20 protein-coding genes are annotated in these 20,242 nt (G+C 61.4%); 15 read left to right on the top strand and 5 right to left on the bottom strand.

Features of this window, described 5'->3' with window-relative positions:
• Nucleotides 1-16: 16 nt before the first annotated feature.
• Together mnmC2 and AADZ90_RS04340 are read left to right on the top strand one after the other, a co-directional pair.
• The gene (gene mnmC2 / locus AADZ90_RS04345; RefSeq protein ID WP_367308979.1) at nucleotides 17-670 is read left to right on the top strand and encodes a tRNA (5-methylaminomethyl-2-thiouridine)(34)-methyltransferase MnmC2; all 654 of its coding nucleotides are present in this window, start codon (nucleotides 17-19) and stop codon (nucleotides 668-670) included.
• Nucleotides 667-1,554, top strand: a complete 888-nt coding sequence (locus AADZ90_RS04340; protein WP_367308980.1) for a DMT family transporter — start codon at nucleotides 667-669, stop codon at nucleotides 1,552-1,554. Before mnmC2 ends, AADZ90_RS04340 begins: the two co-directional genes overlap by 4 nt.
• On the opposite strand, the gene AADZ90_RS04335 is transcribed toward AADZ90_RS04340, so the two are convergent.
• Nucleotides 1,505-3,658 carry a lytic transglycosylase domain-containing protein gene (locus tag AADZ90_RS04335; RefSeq protein WP_367308981.1) on the bottom strand — a complete coding sequence of 718 codons (2,154 nt, stop codon included), beginning with the start codon at nucleotides 3,656-3,658 and terminating at the stop codon, nucleotides 1,505-1,507. The genes AADZ90_RS04340 and AADZ90_RS04335 overlap by 50 nt on opposite strands.
• A gap of 148 nt (nucleotides 3,659-3,806) precedes the next feature.
• On the opposite strand from AADZ90_RS04335, the gene dapA reads away from it, so the two are divergent.
• Nucleotides 3,807-4,679 (top strand): 4-hydroxy-tetrahydrodipicolinate synthase, encoded by an 873-nt coding sequence (gene dapA / locus AADZ90_RS04330; RefSeq protein WP_367308982.1) that lies wholly within the window; start codon nucleotides 3,807-3,809, stop codon nucleotides 4,677-4,679.
• A 5-nt stretch (nucleotides 4,680-4,684) separates the two neighbouring features.
• Here dapA and AADZ90_RS04325 read toward each other — a convergent pair whose 3' ends face one another.
• The gene (locus AADZ90_RS04325; RefSeq protein WP_367308983.1) at nucleotides 4,685-4,849 is read right to left on the bottom strand and encodes a hypothetical protein; all 165 of its coding nucleotides are present in this window, start codon (nucleotides 4,847-4,849) and stop codon (nucleotides 4,685-4,687) included.
• Nucleotides 4,850-4,943: 94 nt separating this feature from the next.
• On the opposite strand from AADZ90_RS04325, the gene AADZ90_RS04320 reads away from it, so the two are divergent.
• From AADZ90_RS04320 to AADZ90_RS04305, 4 genes are all read left to right on the top strand, one after another.
• Nucleotides 4,944-5,801, top strand: coding sequence for a LysR family transcriptional regulator (locus AADZ90_RS04320; RefSeq protein WP_367308984.1), 858 nt, complete (start codon nucleotides 4,944-4,946; stop codon nucleotides 5,799-5,801).
• Nucleotides 5,802-5,937: 136 nt separating this feature from the next.
• Nucleotides 5,938-6,417, top strand: coding sequence for an SsrA-binding protein SmpB (gene smpB, locus AADZ90_RS04315; RefSeq protein ID WP_367308985.1), 480 nt, complete (start codon nucleotides 5,938-5,940; stop codon nucleotides 6,415-6,417).
• Between the two features lie 65 nt (nucleotides 6,418-6,482).
• Nucleotides 6,483-7,334 (top strand): 3-mercaptopyruvate sulfurtransferase, encoded by an 852-nt coding sequence (gene sseA, locus AADZ90_RS04310; protein WP_367308986.1) that lies wholly within the window; start codon nucleotides 6,483-6,485, stop codon nucleotides 7,332-7,334.
• Nucleotides 7,334-8,518: an amino acid aminotransferase gene (locus AADZ90_RS04305; RefSeq protein ID WP_367308988.1), complete on the top strand. Its 1,185-nt coding sequence runs from the start codon at nucleotides 7,334-7,336 to the stop codon at nucleotides 8,516-8,518. Before sseA ends, AADZ90_RS04305 begins: the two co-directional genes overlap by 1 nt.
• A gap of 57 nt (nucleotides 8,519-8,575) precedes the next feature.
• Here AADZ90_RS04305 and AADZ90_RS04300 read toward each other — a convergent pair whose 3' ends face one another.
• Both AADZ90_RS04300 and AADZ90_RS04295 read right to left on the bottom strand, forming a co-directional pair.
• Complete coding sequence (locus tag AADZ90_RS04300) at nucleotides 8,576-9,934, bottom strand: ammonium transporter (RefSeq protein ID WP_367308990.1); 1,359 nt, start codon at nucleotides 9,932-9,934, stop codon at nucleotides 8,576-8,578.
• Nucleotides 9,935-9,963: 29 nt separating this feature from the next.
• Nucleotides 9,964-10,302, bottom strand: a complete 339-nt coding sequence (locus AADZ90_RS04295; protein WP_367308992.1) for a P-II family nitrogen regulator — start codon at nucleotides 10,300-10,302, stop codon at nucleotides 9,964-9,966.
• 271 nt (nucleotides 10,303-10,573) lie between these two features.
• On the opposite strand from AADZ90_RS04295, the gene AADZ90_RS04290 reads away from it, so the two are divergent.
• From AADZ90_RS04290 to AADZ90_RS04255, 8 genes are all read left to right on the top strand, one after another.
• Nucleotides 10,574-12,769: a transglycosylase domain-containing protein gene (locus AADZ90_RS04290; RefSeq protein WP_367308993.1), complete on the top strand. Its 2,196-nt coding sequence runs from the start codon at nucleotides 10,574-10,576 to the stop codon at nucleotides 12,767-12,769.
• Between the two features lie 213 nt (nucleotides 12,770-12,982).
• Entirely contained in the window at nucleotides 12,983-14,722 is a 1,740-nt protein-coding gene (locus tag AADZ90_RS04285; protein ID WP_367308994.1) for a type I secretion system permease/ATPase, read from the top strand.
• On the top strand, nucleotides 14,719-16,023 hold the full coding sequence (locus tag AADZ90_RS04280; protein WP_367308995.1) for an HlyD family type I secretion periplasmic adaptor subunit: 1,305 nt from the start codon (nucleotides 14,719-14,721) through the stop codon (nucleotides 16,021-16,023). Before AADZ90_RS04285 ends, AADZ90_RS04280 begins: the two co-directional genes overlap by 4 nt.
• 36 nt (nucleotides 16,024-16,059) lie before the next feature.
• Nucleotides 16,060-16,524, top strand: coding sequence for a RidA family protein (locus AADZ90_RS04275; RefSeq protein ID WP_367308996.1), 465 nt, complete (start codon nucleotides 16,060-16,062; stop codon nucleotides 16,522-16,524).
• A complete protein-coding gene (locus AADZ90_RS04270) occupies nucleotides 16,521-17,336 on the top strand; it encodes a glycerophosphodiester phosphodiesterase family protein (RefSeq protein WP_367308997.1) in 816 nt (271 codons plus the stop codon). The genes AADZ90_RS04275 and AADZ90_RS04270 overlap by 4 nt, the downstream gene beginning before the upstream one ends.
• Nucleotides 17,337-17,368: 32 nt before the next feature.
• Nucleotides 17,369-18,553, top strand: coding sequence for a GNAT family N-acetyltransferase (locus AADZ90_RS04265; protein WP_367308998.1), 1,185 nt, complete (start codon nucleotides 17,369-17,371; stop codon nucleotides 18,551-18,553).
• Nucleotides 18,550-18,846, top strand: a complete 297-nt coding sequence (locus AADZ90_RS04260; RefSeq protein ID WP_367308999.1) for a 4a-hydroxytetrahydrobiopterin dehydratase — start codon at nucleotides 18,550-18,552, stop codon at nucleotides 18,844-18,846. Before AADZ90_RS04265 ends, AADZ90_RS04260 begins: the two co-directional genes overlap by 4 nt.
• 8 nt (nucleotides 18,847-18,854) lie before the next feature.
• A complete protein-coding gene (locus AADZ90_RS04255) occupies nucleotides 18,855-19,730 on the top strand; it encodes a mechanosensitive ion channel family protein (protein WP_367309000.1) in 876 nt (291 codons plus the stop codon).
• A gap of 10 nt (nucleotides 19,731-19,740) precedes the next feature.
• On the opposite strand, the gene AADZ90_RS04250 is transcribed toward AADZ90_RS04255, so the two are convergent.
• The gene (locus AADZ90_RS04250; protein ID WP_367309001.1) at nucleotides 19,741-20,229 is read right to left on the bottom strand and encodes a peroxiredoxin; all 489 of its coding nucleotides are present in this window, start codon (nucleotides 20,227-20,229) and stop codon (nucleotides 19,741-19,743) included.
• Nucleotides 20,230-20,242: the final 13 nt, after the last annotated feature.

Genomic DNA, 20,242 nt, shown 5'->3' with positions numbered 1-20,242 from the left:
CCTAAGGTATCCCGCCATGACCGGCCAGATCGCTTGGAAGGACGGCATTCCCGTCTCGACCCGTTTCGACGACCCCTACTACTCGCTCGAAGACGGCCTGGCCGAGAGCATCCACGTCTTCCTGAGCGGCAACGACCTCCCGAACCGCCTGAACCAGCCGCTCCACATTGCAGAGCTCGGCTTCGGCACCGGTCTGAATCTGCTTGCCACGTGGCAGCTCTGGCGAACAGGCCCGCGCCACCCGCTCACCTTCACGACGTTCGAGGCCTATCCCCTCTCACGTGAGGCGACGGTGGAGGCCCTCGCCGCCTTTCCCTCCGTAAGCGATCTTGCCGACCAGCTTCTCGACGCTCTTCCCCTCGAAAGCCAGATCGAAATCGCCCGTGGCCTCACCCTCCACCTCATCGAAGGCGACGCCCGCCAGACTCTGCCAGACTGGCAGGGTAAGGCCGATGCCTGGTTCCTCGACGGCTTCTCCCCCGCCAAGAACCCGGAGCTCTGGGATCCCGCGCTCATGGCCGAGGTCGCCAGGCACACCGCCCCGAACGGAACCTTCGCCACCTATACCGCCGCAGGCCACGTCCGCCGCGCGCTCGCCCAGGCAGGCTTCGCCGTCGACCGCCGCCCCGGCTATGGCCGCAAGCGCCATATGAGCACCGGGCGGCTATGACCCGCACCAAGCTCGGCATCCTCCTGATGATCGCGACGACCTTCGTCTTCGCGGTGCAGGACGGGATTTCGCGCCATCTTGCCTCGGAATACAACGTCCTGATGGTGGTGATGATCCGCTACTGGTTCTTCGCGGCTTTCGTCATCGCCATCGCCGCCCGGCGCGAAGGCTCCATCCGCGCAGCCGCCCGGACGGACCAGCCGCTCCTGCAAACCTTCCGCGGCCTGCTGCTCGCCGCCGAGATCTGCGTGATGGTCCTCGCCTTCACCCGCCTCGGCCTTGTGGAAAGCCTCGTTATCTTCTCGTGCTACCCGCTCCTCATCGCAGCCCTCTCCGGCCCGATATTGGGGGAGCAGGTTGGCTGGCGCCGCTGGGCCGCCATCGCAGTCGGCTTCGTCGGCATCCTGATCATCCTGCAGCCGGGCCGGGGCGTTTTCTCTCCCAACGCGATCATCCCGCTCACGTCAGCGCTGATGTTCGCCCTCTACGGCCTGCTTACCCGCTATGCCGCGCGCCGGGACACGACCGCCACCAGCTTTTTCTGGACCGGCACGACCGGCGCTGTCGCAATGACCGCCATCGGTCTTTTCTACTGGGAGCCGATGACGGGGCCCGACTGGATCTGGATGGCCATCCTCTGCGTGACCGGGGCCTCCGGGCACTGGCTGCTCATCAAGACCTACGAACTGGCCGAAGCCAGCGCCGTCCAGCCCTTCGCCTATTTCCAATTGGTTTTCGGATCGGCGATCGGCGTGACCGTCTTCGGCGAGACGATCACTGCCAATATCGCGATCGGCGCCGCCATCGTCGTCGGCGCCGGGCTCTTCACGCTAATCAGGGCGCGGCAGGCCGCGCCTCGGGACGGACAGGCGCCGGACCGGTGAAGCCCTGGGTCGACACCGACCCGCGCCGTACGCGCACGGCCGCAGGGCTGTCTTCGGACGGCTCCCCCGCCATCAGGACCTCGGGCTCGTCGCTCGGGCGAGTCTGCGGCCGGATCAACGGCTTGATCCCCTTGATCAGCTGGTGGAAATCGGGCGGGTTCACCCGTCCCGTCAGCCGCGCCTTGTAGACCGGCATCGATTCCGTCACCCGCATCGCGTAATTCCGCGTCTCCCGGAACGGGATATGCTCGATATAGTCCACGGCATCGCCGTCAGTGCGGGGGTCACCCCAATCGTCGGTCCACATCAGCGGCCGTCCTGGCCCGGCATTGTAGCCTGCCGCGATCAGGGTCGGCGACGGGCCCATCCGGTCCTGCAGCCATTCCAGATACCGGATGCCCAGCTTCGAGTTGTATTCCGCATCCACTGTCAGGCTCGCCTTCGTATAGGGCAGCCCCAGCCAGCCCGAGACCTCGCGCGCCGTCGCCGGCATCAGCTGCATCAGGCCTTGTGCCCCCACGGGCGAGGACACGACAGGGTCGAACTCACTCTCCCGACGTGCGATGGCCAGCGCCAGTTCGGGCGGCACGTCCATCTCCATCTCGGCCAGCGGGTGCAGCGGGAAATACATCTCGGGGATCACGATGTTCCGTGCCGCCGCGGCCTTGCCCACGCGGACCGCGATATGCGACGCGCCGCGTTCGGTCAGCAGGTGCGACAGCTGCCCCAGCTCTTCCCGCGTTTCCATGTTCGAGGCGAGCTCAAGGAAGAAGATCTCGGCCATCGACCGACGCCCGGCCTCCTCCAGCCACATCGCGACCTTCGCCACATCCGTCTCGGCCCAATCCGCCGCGCGCCAGTCGCCAAATCTCTCGGTTCCCGACAGTGTCGGATCGGGCGGCAGGCCCGCCTTCTCGGCCGCGAGTAGCCCGTAGAACGACGTCTGGTAACGGCCACCCTGCGCATAAGCGGCGTTCGCCGCATTGACCGCGCCCATCTCTTCCAGCGCCCGGCCCTTCCAATACCCGGCCCGGCCGAGCGAAATCGGCGTCCGCGCAGCCTCGGCCATTGCAGCGAAGTGGCGGAACGCCTGCACCGGGTCATCAAGCTTGCGCAGCGCGATATAGCCCGACAGAAACTCCAGATCCGTGAAGCCGATCAGCGACCGCTCCGGCCCGTCGATGAAGTGGCCCGAGGCGATCCGGTAGGCCATCTCATCCTCACCGGCCCGCATTAGCTGGCGTGCGATGATCCGGCGGTGGTTCGCCCAGTAATAGGGCCGCCCGACCTCCTCGGCGCTGTCCGACTGCTCGGCCAGCAATTCAATCGCTTGATCCCGGCGCTGCTTCTCCAGCCGCCACTCGAAGCGATCGAAAGCAAGCCCCGGATCATCCTTCAGCCGCGCCGGAACAGTCTCAAGCCGGGCATCCACATCGCCCGCCTGCCGCTGCAGAGCGATGCGCGCATAGGCGAGTTTCTGCCACCCGTCATCCATCCGCGGCAGTAGCTTCTGCGCATCCGCGATCCGGTTCTCCCAAAGCAGCATGTCAACGCGCGCTTCATGATGCTCAGAGAGCAGCCCGGCATTCTCACGCAGCATCCGATCGTGAACCGCATCGGTCAGGCGCATGGTCCGCCAGGCCTCGACGATCATTGCATCTGCGGCATCGCCTTCGCCCGTCGCCCGCAAGGCATCGGACAGCCGCAGAACGCCAAGCCCGGTCTGCGGTTCATACCCGTTGAAGAAGGCCAGCACGCGTTGAGGTGCCATATCCCGCGGCATTTTCCCCTCGGCCGTGCGGCGCAGCCGTTCTTCCTGCGGCCAGTTCGGGTAAGCCTCTAGGAAATCTTCATAATTTGCGAACGTCCCGCCCCCGTCACGCAGGAACTGCCAGCTCACCAGCGTCGCGCCTTCCGGTCCTGCACCGGACGCAACCGCGCGTGCAGCCGTCCAATCGCCCGACGCGATTTCGCGGTAGGCCAGATCAATCAACTCGGCGGCGGTCGGTTCGACCACCTCTTCCTCGGTGGTCTCGGCATCCTGCGCATGTCCGAAAGAAGCGCTCAGAAGGCCTGCCGCGCAGACCGTCGCAAGTCGTCTCATTCGCGTCTGTCCTCTATATCGTGGCCACGCACTTTAGGCGGGGATCTTGCCTTAACAACTCACGATCTTGGCAATGGTTCGTATCCCGCCTAGGGTCCGCGCCGCACTGCTCATGCGAACACGCATACAGTTAAAAAAAGGCAAAGTCATGTTCTCAGGCTCCATCCCCGCTCTTGTCACGCCGTTCCGCGACGGCCAGCTGGACCTGGACGGCCTGAAGAAACTCGTCGACTGGCAAATCGCCGAAGGCAGCTCCGGCCTCGTCCCCGTGGGCACCACCGGGGAAAGCCCGACCCTCAGCCATGAGGAACATGACGAGGTCGTCGCCGCCACGGTCGAAGCCGCCGCAGGCCGCGTTCCGGTTATCGCAGGTGCGGGGTCGAACAACACGTCGGAAACCGTTCGCCTCGTCGAGGCCGCCAAGAACGCCGGTGCCGCCGCCGCCCTTGTCGTCACGCCCTATTACAACAAGCCCACCCAGCGCGGCCTGATCGCCCATTACGAGGCGGCAGCAGAGATCGGCCTGTCGATCATCATCTACAACATCCCGCCCCGCTCGGTGATCGACATGTCACCGCAAACGATGGGGACACTCGCCAAGATTCCCAACATCATCGGCGTCAAGGATGCGACGGGCGACGTCACCCGCGTCTCCAAACAGCGGGCGACCTGCGGCCCCGACTTTGTTCAACTGTCGGGAGAGGATCCATCAGCCCTCGGCTTCAACGCCCATGGCGGGATCGGCTGCATCTCTGTCACCGCCAATGTTGCGCCGGGCCTCTGTGCGGAGTTCCAGAAGGCGACGCTTGCCGGCGATTATAAAGCCGCGCTCGACCTGCAGGACCGCCTGATGCCTCTCCATACTGCGATCTTTATGGAGCCGGGCGTTTGCGGGGCGAAATACGGTCTCTCTCTTCTCGGACGGTGCAGCGAGGAGGTGCGCTCACCGCTCACCCGCCTCGACGACAGCACCCGCCTCGCGATCAAGGACGCGATGGCGGGGCTGGGGCTTATCCACTAGGGCGATCAAAGGAAGGGCGGCTGCCGCCCTTCGCTGTCCACCAGGCGCATCAGGCGACGGCGCTCTGCCCGCCGATCAAGGTGCGGCAGGGACGACCTCTTGTCGTTCAGATCCGGATACCGCTCCTGCCGAAGCGCCGTGCGAAATGTGTCTGCCATCAGTCTCAGCATGATAACTCTCCTTTTGTCTTGAGAACCAAACTATCTTGATCCCCTCGGCAAACCGAGTCAGGAATATCATCCCGATATAAGCTGAGCTTACGTCATGCCTGATTGGCGCCAGATCCCTTCCCTCTCCGCGCTTCGCGCGTTCGAGACCGCGATCCGCACCGGATCCCTGAAAGACGCAGCCGATGCGCTCAACGTCACCCATGCGGCGATCTCCCAGCATGTCCGCGCGCTTGAGGCCGACTTCGGCATCCCCCTCGTCGACCGGGGGCCCCGCGGCGTCACCCCGACGCCAGAGGGCCGCCTGCTGTCGGACGCACTCACCAGCGCCTTCACGCGCATCGAAATCGGCGTCACCCGCCTGCGGGAGGAAGTCGCAGGCCGCCCCCTGACCGTCGCCTGCACGCCGACCTTTGCGGAAAACTGGCTGATGCCCCGCCTCGGAGCCTTCTGGACCCTGCACCCGGACATCGAGATCACCCTGAAACCCTCAGCCGCGCTGGCCGATGTCGCGGGCGGCGAAGCCGACCTGGCAATCCGCTATGGCCAGGGCAACTGGCCCGGGCTCGACTCGGTCCAACTCACTAACGCCGACTTCGTGGTCGTCGCCGCGCCTTCGCTCGCTGAGACCAATCCCGACCTCTGCCGCACGCCCTGGTACTTCCAGGACTGGGACAACGAATTGCGCGGCTGGGCCAAGACCCACGGCCTGACAGACGATGAGACCCGCTTTCACTTCACCGAAACCAACGCGCTGACGCTCGCCGCCATCCGCGCAGGCCTCGGCCTTTCCGCGCAGACCCGCGTGAACGTCGAAGGCGATTTGGACCGCGGCACCCTCATCGCGCTGATGGAGATTGAGGAGCCTGAGGCGGGCTATCATATCGTCACCAAACCAGGTCATGATGCGCCCGGTCTGAAGCCCTTCGTCAAATGGCTCAGAGGGCTTTCCTGATCTTGCTGAAAGGTTAACAAACTCCGGCAGGAACGTTCGTTCCCCTCCGACCATATGCCGACCAATTGCCGCCCGGATGCAGCATGGCCAATTCGGCCGTCTGGACAGGCACTGACAGACCCCTTATCTCGCCCGGATGGCCAAGAAACCGGAGAACAAGAACTACAAGGTGATCGCCGAAAACCGGCGTGCCCGCTACGATTATGCGATCGAGGATGACATCGAATGCGGCATCGTACTGATGGGCTCCGAGGTGAAGGCGTTGCGCACCGGCCAGTCCAACATCGCCGACAGCTATGCCGCTGTGGACGAACATGAACTGTGGCTCGTCAACGCCTATATCGCCCCCTACGAACAGGCCGGAACCTGGGGTCACGACGAGGAACGCCGCAGGCGCAAGCTCCTGGTTTCAAAGAAGGAATTGTCGCGCCTCTGGAACGCGACCCAACGCCAGGGCATGACGCTTGTCCCGCTTGTGATGTATTTCAATGACCGCGGCCTCGTGAAGGTCAAGATCGGCGTCGCCAAGGGCAAGAAGACCCAGGACAAGCGCGAGACATCGGCCAAGCGCGACTGGCAGCGGCAGAAGCAGCGGCTCCTCAAGCAGGGCAGCTGAGGCGCGGCTGGACAGCCCCGCGCGCGGCCTTTACCACCGGGAAAGATTTCTGGGGGAGAAGCGCGATGTCCGCCGATGATCCAACGACACTCGTCTCAACCGGCTGGCTCGCCGACCACCTGAAGGACCCCGACCTTCGGATCCTCGACGCGAGCTGGCACATGCCTGACAGCGGACGCAACGCGAAAGAGGAGTACGACAGACAACACATCCCCGGCGCCCGCTTCTTCGACATTGATGAGATCAGCGATCACCGGTCCGAGCTGCCGCATATGGCCCCGCCGGTCGACAAATTCATGTCCCGGATGCGCGCCATGGGCGTGGGCGACGGGCACCAGGTCGTCGTCTATGACAGCACCGGCATCTTCTCCGCCCCCCGCGTGTGGTGGACATTCCGCCTGATGGGTAAACGCGACGTCGCCGTGCTCGACGGTGGGTTGCCGAAATGGCTGGCCGAGGATCGACCGATCGAGGATCTGCCGCCCATCATCCGCGACCGGCACATGACGGTCAGCCGCCAGAACCAGCTGGTTCGCTATGTGACGCAAGTCGCCCGCGCCTCGAAGCTAGGTGATCATGAGATCGTCGATGCCCGGTCACCCGATCGCTTCGCCGGCCGGGTCGAGGAAGCGCGCCCGGGCCTCAAGGCGGGTCACATCCCCGGCTCCAAGAACCTGTATTACAAGGATCTTTTACAGGATGATGGCACGATGAAGCCTGTTGCCGCGCTACGTGCGGAATTCGACCGGGCCGGCATCGACCTCGACAAACCTGCGATCACAACCTGCGGTTCGGGCATCACAGCCGCCATCCTCTCCCTCGCGATGGAGCGGATCGGGAAGGCGGACTATTCGCTTTACGATGGCTCATGGACCGAATGGGGGGCGTTCCCGGACCTCAAGGTGGAAACCTCCTGATGTTCGAGGCCCTGACGCCGGGCCGCGACGACCCGATCATCGCTCTGATGCTGGCCTTCCGCGAGGATGACCGGCCTGACAAAGTCGACCTCGGTGTGGGCATCTACCGCGATGCGGATGGCCACACACCCGTCATGGAGGCCATCCGCGAGGCCGAGCTTCGGCTGGCCGAGGACCAGAAAACAAAGGCCTACACGGCCCTCACCGGCGACCCCGCCTTCGCCACGGCAATCCGGGATCTGACCCTTGGCAACGCCGTTGCGCCCGAGCGGGTGGCCTTCGCCGGCACCCCAGGCGGCAGCGGTGCCCTGCGCCAGGCTTACGAGCTGATTGCAAGCCTCGCCCCCGATGCGACGATCTGGCTGCCGACCCCCTCCTGGCCCAACCACGCCGCCGTGCTGGCCTATCTGAAGCGGCCGGTGAGGCCCTATCGCTACTACGACGCCGCAACGGGCCTTCTCGACCGCGAGGGGATGCTCGCTGATCTGGCGAAGGTTCCGAAGGGCGATGTCGTCCTCCTCCACGGCTGCTGCCATAACCCGAGCGGCGCCGACCCGTCTCCTGATGACTGGATCGCCATTGCGGAAACGTTCAACGAAACCGGGGCCTTGCCACTGATCGACCTCGCCTATCAGGGTTTTGGCGACGGCATCGAGGCTGACGTTGCAGGGCTCCGAACCCTTGCAAGGAAGGTGCCGGAACTTCTTCTTTGCGTCAGCGGATCAAAGACCTTCGGCCTTTATCGCGACCGGGCTGGCGTCCTGCTGGCCGTGGCCCCGGATGCGAACCGCCAGAAGCTCTTGCAACAGGCGCTCACGACGCTGAACCGCAACAACTACTCTTTCCCACCGGACCATGCCGGTCGTCTCGTGACGAATGTGCTGACCGATGCGGGCCTGCGACAGGAATGGGCGAGCGAACTGGATCAGATGCGCAACCGGATCAACGGCTTACGCCGGTCGTTCGCCGAAGAACTCCGGCGGGCGACCAATTCCGACCGCTTCGACGGGATAGCCACACAGAAGGGGATGTTCTCCCTCCTTCCGCTCACGGCAGATCAGATCGACCGGCTGCGGCAGGACCATGGGATTTACATCCTCGGCGACGGACGCATCAACATCGCCGGACTGTCGGACGAAAGCATCCCGCGGGTCGCTTCGTCTATCACCCTCACATCGCGATGAAAAAAGGCCCGGGCGCGAACGCCCGGGCCAGAAATGCCTGACTGAGGGGGAGGATCCTCAGCCTTTGGCAAATTCCGGATAGGCTTCCATCCCCAGCTCGGCCGTGTCGAGACCGGTGACCTCGTGCTCCTCGCTGACGCGGATGCCCATCGTCACCTTCAGGATGAACCAGACGATCGCACTGACGACGACGACGAATGCCCCCACGATGATGATCGGCACGAGCTGACCCATGAAGGTCGCGTCGCTGTTGGTCAGCAGAACGGCCATGGTTCCCCAGATCCCCGCGAAGAGGTGAACCGGGATCGCACCGACCACATCGTCGATCTTCAGCTTGTCGAGCAGCGGAACCGTCAGCACGACGATCACACCACCGACCGCACCGATCAACGTGGCCGCGCCAAGCGTCGGCGTCAGGGGTTCTGCCGTGATCGAAACCAGACCAGCCAAGGCGCCATTCAGCACCATCGTCAGGTCGACCTTGCCGTACATCACCTGCGTCAGGATCAGCGCCGCGATGGCACCCCCTGCAGCAGCGGTGTTGGTATTGGCAAAGATCCGGCTGACATCAGCAACGTCACCGACAGTGCCCATCGCAAGCTGCGAGCCGCCGTTGAAGCCGAACCAGCCGAGCCACAGGATGAACGTGCCCAGCGTGGCCAGCGGCAAGTTGGCGCCAAGGATCGGGTTCACCTTGCCGTCCTTCGCATACTTGCCGATCCGCGGTCCCAATATGATTGCGCCCATAAGCGCCGCCCATCCGCCGACCGAGTGCACGACCGTCGAACCCGCGAAATCAAGGAAACCCCACTGGCTGTCCAGGAAGCCGCCGCCCCATTTCCAGGAGGCCTGGATCGGGTAGATGAATGCAGTCAGGACCACGACGAAAATCAGGAACGGCCAGAGCTTGATCCGCTCTGCCAGCGTGCCCGACACAATCGACGCCGTCGTCGCGCAGAACATCAGCTGGAAGAAGAAATCCGAGCCGGTCGAAGCATAGCCATAATCGTCGGCCGCATCAGCTGCGATGCCGACCGCCTCGAGCTTCGCCGTCGAGAACAGGATCCCGAGATAGCCGCCCGTCTCGTCCGACCCAACCGACCAATCTCCCAACGGATACATAAGATTATACCCGACAAGGTAGTAGGCGATCGCAGCGATGGAGAAGAGACCCATGTTCTTGGTCAGCTGCATCGTGGTGTTCTTGGTCCGAACGAGCCCGGCCTCGAGCATGGTAAAGCCCGCGGCCATCCAGAAGACGAGGAAGCCGCCGACCAGGAAGAGCAACGAGTTCAGGATAAAGACCGTGTCGGTCGAGGCGTTGACCCCGGCAACCGGCCCTTCGTCCTGCGCGAGGCCCAGCGTCGGCAGCGCAATCAGCGCTGCGGCGGGGGCCAGTGTTTTCAGCAATGTCATGTGTCTCATTTTCCTCACACCCCGAGCGCTCACAGCGCGTCCTCGTTGGTTTCGCCGGTCCGCACGCGCACCGCGCTTTCCACGTCGAGCACGAAGATCTTCCCGTCCCCGATCTTGTCCGTCTTGGCCGTCGCCGCGATGGTCGAGACGACCTGGTCGGCCATCGCCGCCGTCACCACGATCTCGAGCTTGACCTTGGGTACGAAGTTCACGGCGTATTCCGCACCGCGATAGATTTCGGTGTGGCCTGATTGGGCACCGAAGCCCTTTATCTCAGTCACCATCATGCCCTTCACCCCAATGCCCGTGAGCGCCTCGCGGACCTCCTCGAGCTTGAACGGCTTGATCGTCGCTATGATGAGTTTCACGATCTTCCCCTAGCAATTGCGCCTTGGGCGGACCTTTCAACGGGTCCGCTCGGCAGGCAGAAGGAAGATGTGACCCGGTTGCGGCAAGGGATCGCGCCCCGGCCGGAGCGCTCATTACGAACGCGAATGCACAATTTTTGCACAAACCGACCGGTCCGCCCTCAAAATAGGCAAAAGAGAAATTGGTCAAAGGGGCCGGATCGGCTCTCTACTTTTGAGGGCCAAGCGCCTATCTTGCGATCGAACAAGACCGCCCGAAGGCAGGCAGATCATGAGCAAGAGCGGAAAAAAATCTCTCGTCGCAGACAAGCGCTATTCGAAGGCGCCCTCGACGAAGACAGCACCGGTAAAGCGGAAGGCGGCGCCCAAACGCAAGCCGACCACCAGAAAAGCGCCCAGCGGCCCGATCGGGATGATCGCCGCTTTCTTGCGTTTCGTGGCACGTCTGATCTGGGGGCTGACCTGGCGCGGCGCGGCAGTTGTGGCGCTGATCATCGGCGGCGCCGTGATATATGTCGCGACGACGCTGCCGGAAGCGACCGATGTGACCGACGGGCGCGCGCGTGGCTCCGTGACCTTGCTCGACCGCAACGGAGACGTCTTCGCCTGGCGGGGGGATCAGTTCGGCGGGGTAATCACGTCCGACAGCGTCTCGCCGAACCTGCGCGACGCTGTAATCGCGACAGAGGACCGGCGCTTTCGCTGGCATCCGGGCATCGATCCGAAAGGGATCGCATCGGCCGTCCGGATCAACCTTCGCGAGGGGCGCGGGCCGTTGTCGGGCCATGGCGGGTCGACGATCACTCAGCAGACGGCAAAACTCCTCTGCCTTGGAGAGGAATATATCCCCTCCGAGTGGGAGAGCGAGGCGGCCTATGAGGCCGATTGCCGCCGCACGACCCTTTGGCGCAAGGCCAAGGAAGCCGTCTACGCTATGGCGATGGAGGTGCGCTACTCAAAGGAGGAAATCCTGACAATCTACCTCAACCGCGCTTATCTGGGCGCTGGGACACGCGGGTTTGAGGCTGCCGCTCAGCGGTATTTCGGCAAATCGGCGAGCGAGGTAAATGCATCAGAGGCCGCAATGCTCGCCGGGCTTCTCAAGGCGCCAACGACATTTGCACCGACGAACAATCTCCAGCGTTCGCAAGACCGGGCCAGCCTTATCCTAGGACTGATGGAGGAACAGGGATATCTGACCACTGCAGAGATGCGTGACGCCCGTGCGAACCCTGCCACTCTGTCGGAAGCGGCCGAGCGACGCGCAGGGGGCTACTTCGCCGACTGGGTGATGGAAAGCGGGCCGGAGTTCTTCACCCGTGACACGACCGAGGATGTCGTGATCCAGACGACACTCGATCAGCGGATGCAGCGCGCCGCCGAAGAAGCGATGCAGGAAATCTTTGCGACGAAGGTGAGCGAGGGGTCGGAAGCCCAGGCGGCCATCGTCGTGATGAGCGCCGATGGCGCCGTTCGTGCAATGGTCGGGGGCCGCGATACCAAGGTTTCGGGAGCATTCAACAGGGCGACCATGGCAAACCGTCAAACGGGATCAGCCTTCAAACCCTTTGTCTACGCCGCCGCCCTCGATCTTGGTTTACGCCCAAATGACATCGTCGATGACCGCCCCCTTCGCATCCCGATGCGGGGATCACCAGACTACGAGCCAAAGAACTACGACCGTCAGTTCAAAGGGCGTATGACTTTGACACAAGCTCTTGAGGAAAGCCGAAACATTCCGGCTGTAAAGATCTCAGAGCAGGTCGGTCGCGACATCGTCCGAACGGTCGCCAGCATGTTCGGTATCGAAAGCGATCTCGCGCTTGGTCCGGCCCTTGCGCTTGGTGCGTCCGAATCGACCCTCATCGAAATGACAGGCGCCTATGCAGGAATCTTGAACGGCGGATCTTCCGTGACGCCCTATGGCATCGTCACCTTACGCCTGAAGGGTGATAATGATCCGCTAATGGACAACACGTCCGGCGGTATCGGTGAGCGGGTGATCCAGCGTGATGCCGCGAGGCAACTCACTTGGATGATGCATCAGGTTGTCGAAAGCGGCACCGGCCAGCGGGCGAAGCTCCCGAACTGGCAGGTGGCTGGAAAGACTGGCACGACGCAGGCGGCGCGGGACGCTTGGTTTATCGGGTTCACCGGTGACTATGTCGCAGGGGTGTGGATGGGCTACGATGACAATACACCCCTACGCGGGGTGACCGGGGGCGGGCTCCCAGCCGATATCTGGCGTGAGACGATGATCCGCGTCCACGACGGTCTTGCTCCGACACAGCTTCCGATGGACGCGCCTGCCACCCCAGCGCCTCGCCCGTCTCAAAGTGCTCCGGCGCAGGCCACCAGTCGATCCGCTCAAAGCGACGGGCACTCCCGCCAGCCAAGTCGAACCGCCGAGGAAGAGGTCGAGAGGGTGCTGATTGACATATTCAGCAACATCTTACGCGGAAACTAACGCCAAACCAGAAGTCCGTAACAAACATCTCAGTTTTTAAGGGCTTTACCGCCTCAATTGCGAAGCCGTTAGAAACTCCGTCACGGGTAGGACATATCCCTACAAGGAAAAGGCAGTGATAAGGATCGCCGATGAGGTCTCATGCCAGAGTTTCGCAACGGCATTTCATCCGCGGCGTCATGATGCCTTTGCTGCAGCAGTCATCTACGCTCGATGAGTGATCGACACACCATAGACGCAGGCCTTACGGAACTTCGTACAGCACGCCGGGAAAGCAGGGCACTCTACTGGGCGGTCGGGCTTTTCAGCTTCTTTGCCAATCTCCTCATGTTGACCGGCCCTCTTTACATGCTGAACGTCTACGATCGTGTCCTCGGGTCGCGTTCTGTAGAAACGCTGATTGCCTTGTCGCTCTTGGTGGCATTCCTCTACGGGATCATGGGCATCCTCGACTATGTGCGTGGGCGAGTGATGGGCCGCGCCGGGGCGCGCTTTCAGTCACGCCTTGACCGCCGTGTTTTCGAAGCGACGATGCGGCAAGCCTCCCTCGGTGTGGAGGAGCAGCGGAATACTGGCCTTCGCGATCTGGAATCGGTGCAGCGCCTCATGACATCTCCTGTATTGATGGCCCTGTTTGATATTCCTTGGACTCCGATCTTCCTGGCCGGTATCGCGATCTTCCATCCTTGGCTCGGCATACTCGCCATTTCCGGCGGCGCTGCCCTGATCATCGTAACACTCCTCAATCAATGGCTGACCAGCCAGCCGGTCTCCAGCGCCAACGCTGCGCTTTATCACGCGGAAAACATGGGGGCGCAGTTTCGCGATGAAGCCGAGATGGTCAAAGCTATGGGCATGACGGAGGCAGCCTTCCGCCGCTGGCAGATCGCACGCGACAAAAGCCTGTCATCTACGATCGAAACGGCTGATCTGTCGGGGACGTTCACGGCCATGACGAAATCGTTCCGGCTGTTTCTGCAATCCGCAATGCTGGGACTTGGGGCCTATCTCGTCCTAAGGGGCGAGCTATCTGCTGGCGCGATGATTGCGGCATCAATCCTCCTCGGTCGGGCACTTGCGCCTGTGGAGCTTGCGATTGGGCAGTGGGCGGTTGTTCAACGTGCCGGCAAGGGCTGGAACTCGCTTGCCCAGCTTCTTGGGGCGAATGCGCCAGGCGCTGCCCGCACAGATCTCCCAAAGCCAAAGGCGCAGTTGGACGTCCAACAACTCACAGTTGTCCCTCCCGGCGAAAAGCAGGCCGCGCTGCGGATGCTCTCTTTCACCGTCGGTCCCGGCACGGCCGTTGGTGTTATCGGTATGTCGGGGGCCGGCAAGTCGACACTTGCTCGTGCGCTCACCGGGGTCTGGCGTCCTGCAGGCGGCAAGATCCGTCTCGATGGCGCATCGCTTGATCAGTACGATCCCGAAGTGCTGGGTCAGCACATCGGCTATCTGCCACAACGCATTCAGCTTTTCGACGGCACGATCACCGAAAACATCGCTCGGCTGTCCCTATCGCCCGATCCTAAGAAGGTGGTGGATGCGGCCAAACGAGCCGCGGCGCACGAGATGATTCTCCGTCTCCCCGATGGCTACGACACTCGGGTCAGCGCGACCGGTGGGCGTCTGTCTGGCGGGCAGATCCAGCGCATTGGCCTCGCCCGCGCAATGTATGGCGATCCGGTAATCCTTGTTTTGGACGAGCCGAACTCGAACCTCGACAACGAAGGCTCACTTGCACTCAACGCTGCGATTCGAAAAACCAAGGAAGAGGGACGTTCAGTTCTTATCATGGCGCATCGGCCAGCAGCGATCCAGGAATGCGAGCAACTTCTGGTGATCGAAAACGGCGCCCGGAAGGCCTTTGGACCGAAGGAGGAAGTCCTGCGGGAGATGGTGACCAACCATAAGGACATTTCCGCCGGTGGCATCCGCAAAGGAGGCGTGACATGAACGAGCAAACGGGTCGCGAAAAGTGGTCGGCCCGCAAGCCGCTTCTGGTCGGGTTCGTCGCTCTGGTTTTTCTGGTTGGCGGTTTCGGAAGCTGGTCGATCTTCTCCAACATCTCTGGAGCTGTGATCGCGACAGGCCAAGTCGAGGTCGATCAGAACCGGCAAGTCATTCAGCACCCAGATGGCGGGGTTGTACAAGCGGTCGCGATTGACGAAGGAGACCGTGTTGAAGAGGGCGATCTATTGATCCAGCTCGACCCCACCCTCCTACGATCTGAACTGGCCATTGTCGAAAACCAACTCTTTGAAATCGTCGCCCGCCGCGGCCGCCTTGAGGCAGAGAGAGACGATGCTGAGACGATCATATTCGATCCCCTTCTCGATGAAGCACCCGAGAAATCTAGACCACTGACCGACGGACAAATGCGCTTGTTCCAAGCCCGCCGCGATTCGATCGCACGGGAAGTGGAGCAGCTTGGAAAACGTCGCGATCAGATTGCCGACCAAATTCGCGGCATCGAAGCACAAGAAGAAGCGCTGCAGGCCCAACTTGCCCTGATCGAGGAAGAGCTTGTCGATCAGCAGAGCCTTCTTGACCGCGGCCTTGCGCAGGCAAGCCGCGTCCTCTCCTTACGACGGGAAAAGGCGAACCTCTCAGGACGCGCGGGCGAACTTGCCGCATCAAGGGCGCAGGCCGCAGGTCGCATCACCGAAACCGAGATTGAGATCCTCAAGCTGGGAACCTCCCGCCGGGAGGAAGCAATTACCCAACTGCGCGACCTGCAATATAACGAACTGGAACTGCTTGAACGGCGCCGGTCATTAGGAGAGCAGCTCTCGCGTCTCGACATCCGCGCACCCGTTTCTGGTATCGTCTATGGGCTCCAGGTCTTTGCACCACGGTCAGTCATCCGCCCTGCCGATCCACTTATGTATCTTGTGCCGCAGGACCGCCCCCTCGTCATTGCGGCCCAGGTAGAGCCGTTCCACGTCGATCAGGTCTTCGTCGGCCAGGAAGTCATTTTGCGGTTCTCAGCTTTCGATCAACGCAGGACACCGGAATTAAGAGGGCGAGTCGTACTGGTCTCGGCGGATGCGTTCGAGGATGATCGCTCACAGCTGACTTATTATCGCGCTGAAATTGTTCTGGAAGAAGAAGAGGCGCAAAAGCTACCAAGCGACGTCACGCTGATCCCAGGCATGCCGGTCGAAAGCTTCATCAGAACAGACGCGCGCAGCCCGTTGGCCTATCTCATCAAGCCGCTCAGCGACTATTTCGCCAAGGCCTTTCGCGAGAGCTGAAACCGGTCTAGCGTCCCCACAAGAATGGAGGATGTCATGACCGGAAAGATAGAATCCCGCCTCGCCGAACTCGGCGTGACGCTCACTGAAGCGCCAGCTCCTGCGGCGAACTACGTGCCCTACGTTCAAAGCGGCAATCTCGTTTTCATCTCAGGCCAGATCAGCCAGGGGCCTGACGGGCTTATCACAGGCAAGCTCGGGGCGGATGTCTCGTTAGATGATGGCGCAGCTGCTGCACGCAGTTGTGCGATAAGCCTTTTGGCGCAGCTCAAAGCCGCTTGTGGCGGTGACCTCGACCGTATGACCCGCGTGGTGAAGCTAACGGGCTTCGTCAACTCGACACCCGACTTCACCGATCAGCCCAAGGTAATCAACGGCGCCTCTGACTTCCTGGTCGAAGCACTTGGAGACGCAGGCCGCCACTCCCGCTCTGCCGTTTCTGCTGGCGCATTGCCATTCAACGTTGCCGTCGAGATCGAGGGTATCTTCGAAATCGCATGACGGCACTTTCACCGTTCTTCTCCCAAAGAGTATTCGCGCACAGAGGCCTGCACGATTGTGACGAGAAGAGACCCGAAAACTCGATAGCTGCAATCACAGCGGCTCGTGCGGCGGGGTATGGGGTTGAGATCGATGTTCAGCTCTCAGCTGACGGCGAGGCTATTGTCTTTCATGATTACGATCTCGCGCGCCTGACGGATGAAACAGGACCAATACGTCAGCGAAGCAGTGAAGAGCTCAAGCAAGTCCGATTGAAGGGCGATGATCCGGCATGGCCGCAATATGTACCGCGCTTGTCTGAGGTCATATCTGCCGGAAGCAGCCCTCTTCTTATCGAGCTGAAGGACCAGGACGGGGCTCTCGGCTCCAATGTTGGTAGGCTAGAAGAGGCAGTGGCACGCACCTTACATGACGATCGACTGGACTTGACCGAGGAAGAATGGAGCGATATCGCTGTGATGTCCTTCAATCCGCACTCGGTCGCAGCGATGAAGGAATTGGCACCTGAAGTCCCTCGCGGTATGACCACGTGCGCTTTCTCCGAAGAGGATTGGCCGCACATCCCAGCCGCAACGCGACTGCGCCTCGCTGAGATCCCCGACTACGACGACGTCGGTGCCTGCTTCATCAGCCACCAACACACCGATCTGGCAAGCCGGCGTGTCGGCAATCTAAAGGCAGAAGGCGCTGCCGTGCTCTGCTGGACAATCAGATCGGAAGCGGAGGAAATTGCTGCCCGAAAAGTCGCCGACACCATCACCTTCGAGGCATACAAGCCCCGCATCCCCGCCCTCAACCCATCCAAGGGTTGAACCAGAGGCATAGGACGCCAAGTCCCACTGCAATGACCGTTGCTCAGATCGAAATCGAGGTCTTAGAAGATCTCTCCAGCATTGCGCCGGCGCAGTGGGATGATTGCGCTTGCCCCGAAGCCTCAAACGGACGCCCGAATGATCCGTTTACCACTCATCGGTTCCTGAGAGCACTAGAAACATCAGGCTCTGTCGGAACCGGCAGCGGCTGGCAGCCGAGGCACCTGATTGCGCGTTCAGGAGACGAGATCCTCGCCGTTGCCCCGCTTTATGGCAAGACCCACAGCCAGGGCGAATATGTTTTCGATCACAACTGGGCCCATGCCTACGAGTCCGCAGGTGGCCGATACTATCCGAAGCTACAGATCGCCGTTCCCTTCACGCCCGCAACCGGCCGCCGTTTCCTGACGCACCCTGATCAACAGGACGCAGGCACTGCCGCGATCCTCGAAGGCGCGACACGGCTTGCGGATCAGAACGGTGTATCCTCACTTCACGTAACATTCTGCACCGAAAACGAGGCGCAGAGGGGGGAGCGGATGGGGCTCTTGCGGCGCACAACGCAGCAGTTTCACTGGCAGAACGACGACTATGAAGATTTCGATGCCTTCTTGGCGAGCCTGTCCTCACGCAAACGAAAGAACATCCGCAAAGAACGTCAGACCGCCAACTCATTTGGCGGAACCATCCATGTCTTGACCGGAGATCAGATCGAACCCCACCATTGGGATGCGTTTTGGGTCTTCTATCAGGATACCGGTGCTCGAAAATGGGGCTCTCCCTATCTGACCCGACGCTTCTTTGACGAGGCGCAAGCCTGTCTACGTGATGACATGCTGCTTATCCTCGCTGAGCGCGAAGGCCGCTACGTCGCCGGCGCATTGAACTTCATCGGACGCAAAAACCTCTATGGCCGCTATTGGGGATGCATCGAACACCATGCCTGTCTGCATTTCGAACTTTGCTATTATCGCGCCATCGACTACGCGATCGAACATGGGCTGGCGACGGTCGAGGCGGGTGCTCAAGGTTCTCACAAGCTGGCCCGCGGCTACCTCCCGGTTCAGACTCACTCGCTACACTGGTTTGCAGAGCCGCGCTTTAACGAGGCGGTGGCGCGCTATCTCGAGGCCGAGCGCGCGGCAACCGAAGAGGAGATCGAGGTGCTAACATCCTACGGCCCTTTTCGCCGCGCCCAACAGGAGGAACGCGAATGACAAAGAAACTGACCGACGACCAGCGGGCGGAAATGCTGCCGCCACTCAAGGAAACGGGCTGGTCTAAGGCCGATGGGCGGGATGCGATCAAGAAAACATATGAGTTCAGGAACTTCGTCGAGGCTTTTGGGTTCATGTCCAAAGCCGCGCTCTGGGCCGAAAAGATGAACCATCACCCCGAGTGGTCGAATGTCTACAAGACGGTTGAGGTCACCTTGACGACACATGACGCGGATGGTGTCAGCGAGTTGGATATAAAGCTCGCCAAGAAAATGGACGCGCTCGCGCAGTAATCGGTAACATGGAAAACCTACTGAACCTTGAAATCTGGCAGGGCCAGACCGTTGGCGATCTCCTGACCCTCGATTTCCTTGCCGAGATCTTTGGCAACGTCATCGCCGCCATCCTCATCCTGATCGTTGGCTTCTGGATCGCAGGGCTCATCTCCCGCCGCATCCGGCGCTTTGGCGAGACGAATACACGCGCCGACAAGACGCTTTTTGCTTTTCTCGGGAATATCGCCCGCTACGCGATCCTCGCACTAACATTCATCTTTGTCCTCAACACCTTTGGAGTGCAGACGACGTCGATCGTGGCGCTTGTGGGCGCCGCTGGTCTCGCAATCGGCCTCGCGCTTCAAGGCACTCTCTCCAATGTCGCTGCCGGGGTGATGCTTATCCTCTTTCGCCCAATCAGAATTGGCGATTTTATTGAGGTTAATAGCAAGATGGGTACGGTTCAGAGCCTATCGCTCAACTATCTGGAGCTTGCGAGTATCGCCAACGTGCAAGTCATGATCCCGAATTCGGAGGTCTGGGCAAATACGATCACCAACTATTCAACCTACGACAAGCGCCGGGCTGAATGGACCTTTGGCGTCGGCTATGATGCCGATCTGAAGATGGCTCAGAAAATCATCCTGGACACGATCATGGCTGATCCCCGGGCACATCTTGACCCGGAGCCGTGGATCCAGGTCAACGCGCTCAACTCAAGTTCGGTCGATTTCCTCGTCCGTGTGTGGTGCGACAACGCCGACTATTGGAACTTCCAAGCCGACGCGAAACGCAACGTGAAGGAAGCGCTCGACGCGAGCGGTATCACAATTCCCTTCCCGACGCGCACCATCTATCATGAAGGCGCGTCAGGTGAGGCTCAGGTGGCAGCCGCTGAGTAGCGCCGGCATGTCAGAGTTGGGAGAGTAGAGTCTCTCCGGCCGAGATCTCGCATTCACCTGGGTTTTCCTCAACATTGAGCAGGCGCACGACGCCATCATTGACAAGCATTGCGTACCGCTTCGACCGCCTTATCAGGCCAGCAGGTGGTGCATCGAAATCCATGCCGATCGCTTGTGTGAAAGCCGATTGCGCATCTGACAGCATATGGATTCCGGCCCGTGCTGCTCCAGTCGAGTCGCCCCAGGCAGCCATGACGAAGGGATCATTGACACTGACACAGATCACATCTTCAACACCCTTTTCCTTCAACTGATCAAAGACGCGCATGAAGCTGGGAACGTGCGCAGAATGACAGGTCGGCGTGAATGCCCCGGGCACGGCGAAGATCACAGTCTTTCGTCCATCCGTGAGAGACTTGACTGAGACAGCCTCCGGTCCGTCCGATCCAATACGGATCAGGTCAGCGTCGGGCAGGGTGTCGCCTACAGAGATGGTCATCGATCTTGTCCTC

It is taken from the genome of Aestuariibius violaceus (genome assembly GCF_040779325.2).
Classification (GTDB): domain Bacteria; phylum Pseudomonadota; class Alphaproteobacteria; order Rhodobacterales; family Rhodobacteraceae; genus Aestuariibius; species Aestuariibius violaceus.
Note: the sequence above shows the minus strand (reverse complement) of the source record. Positions and strands in the feature narration are given on the sequence as shown.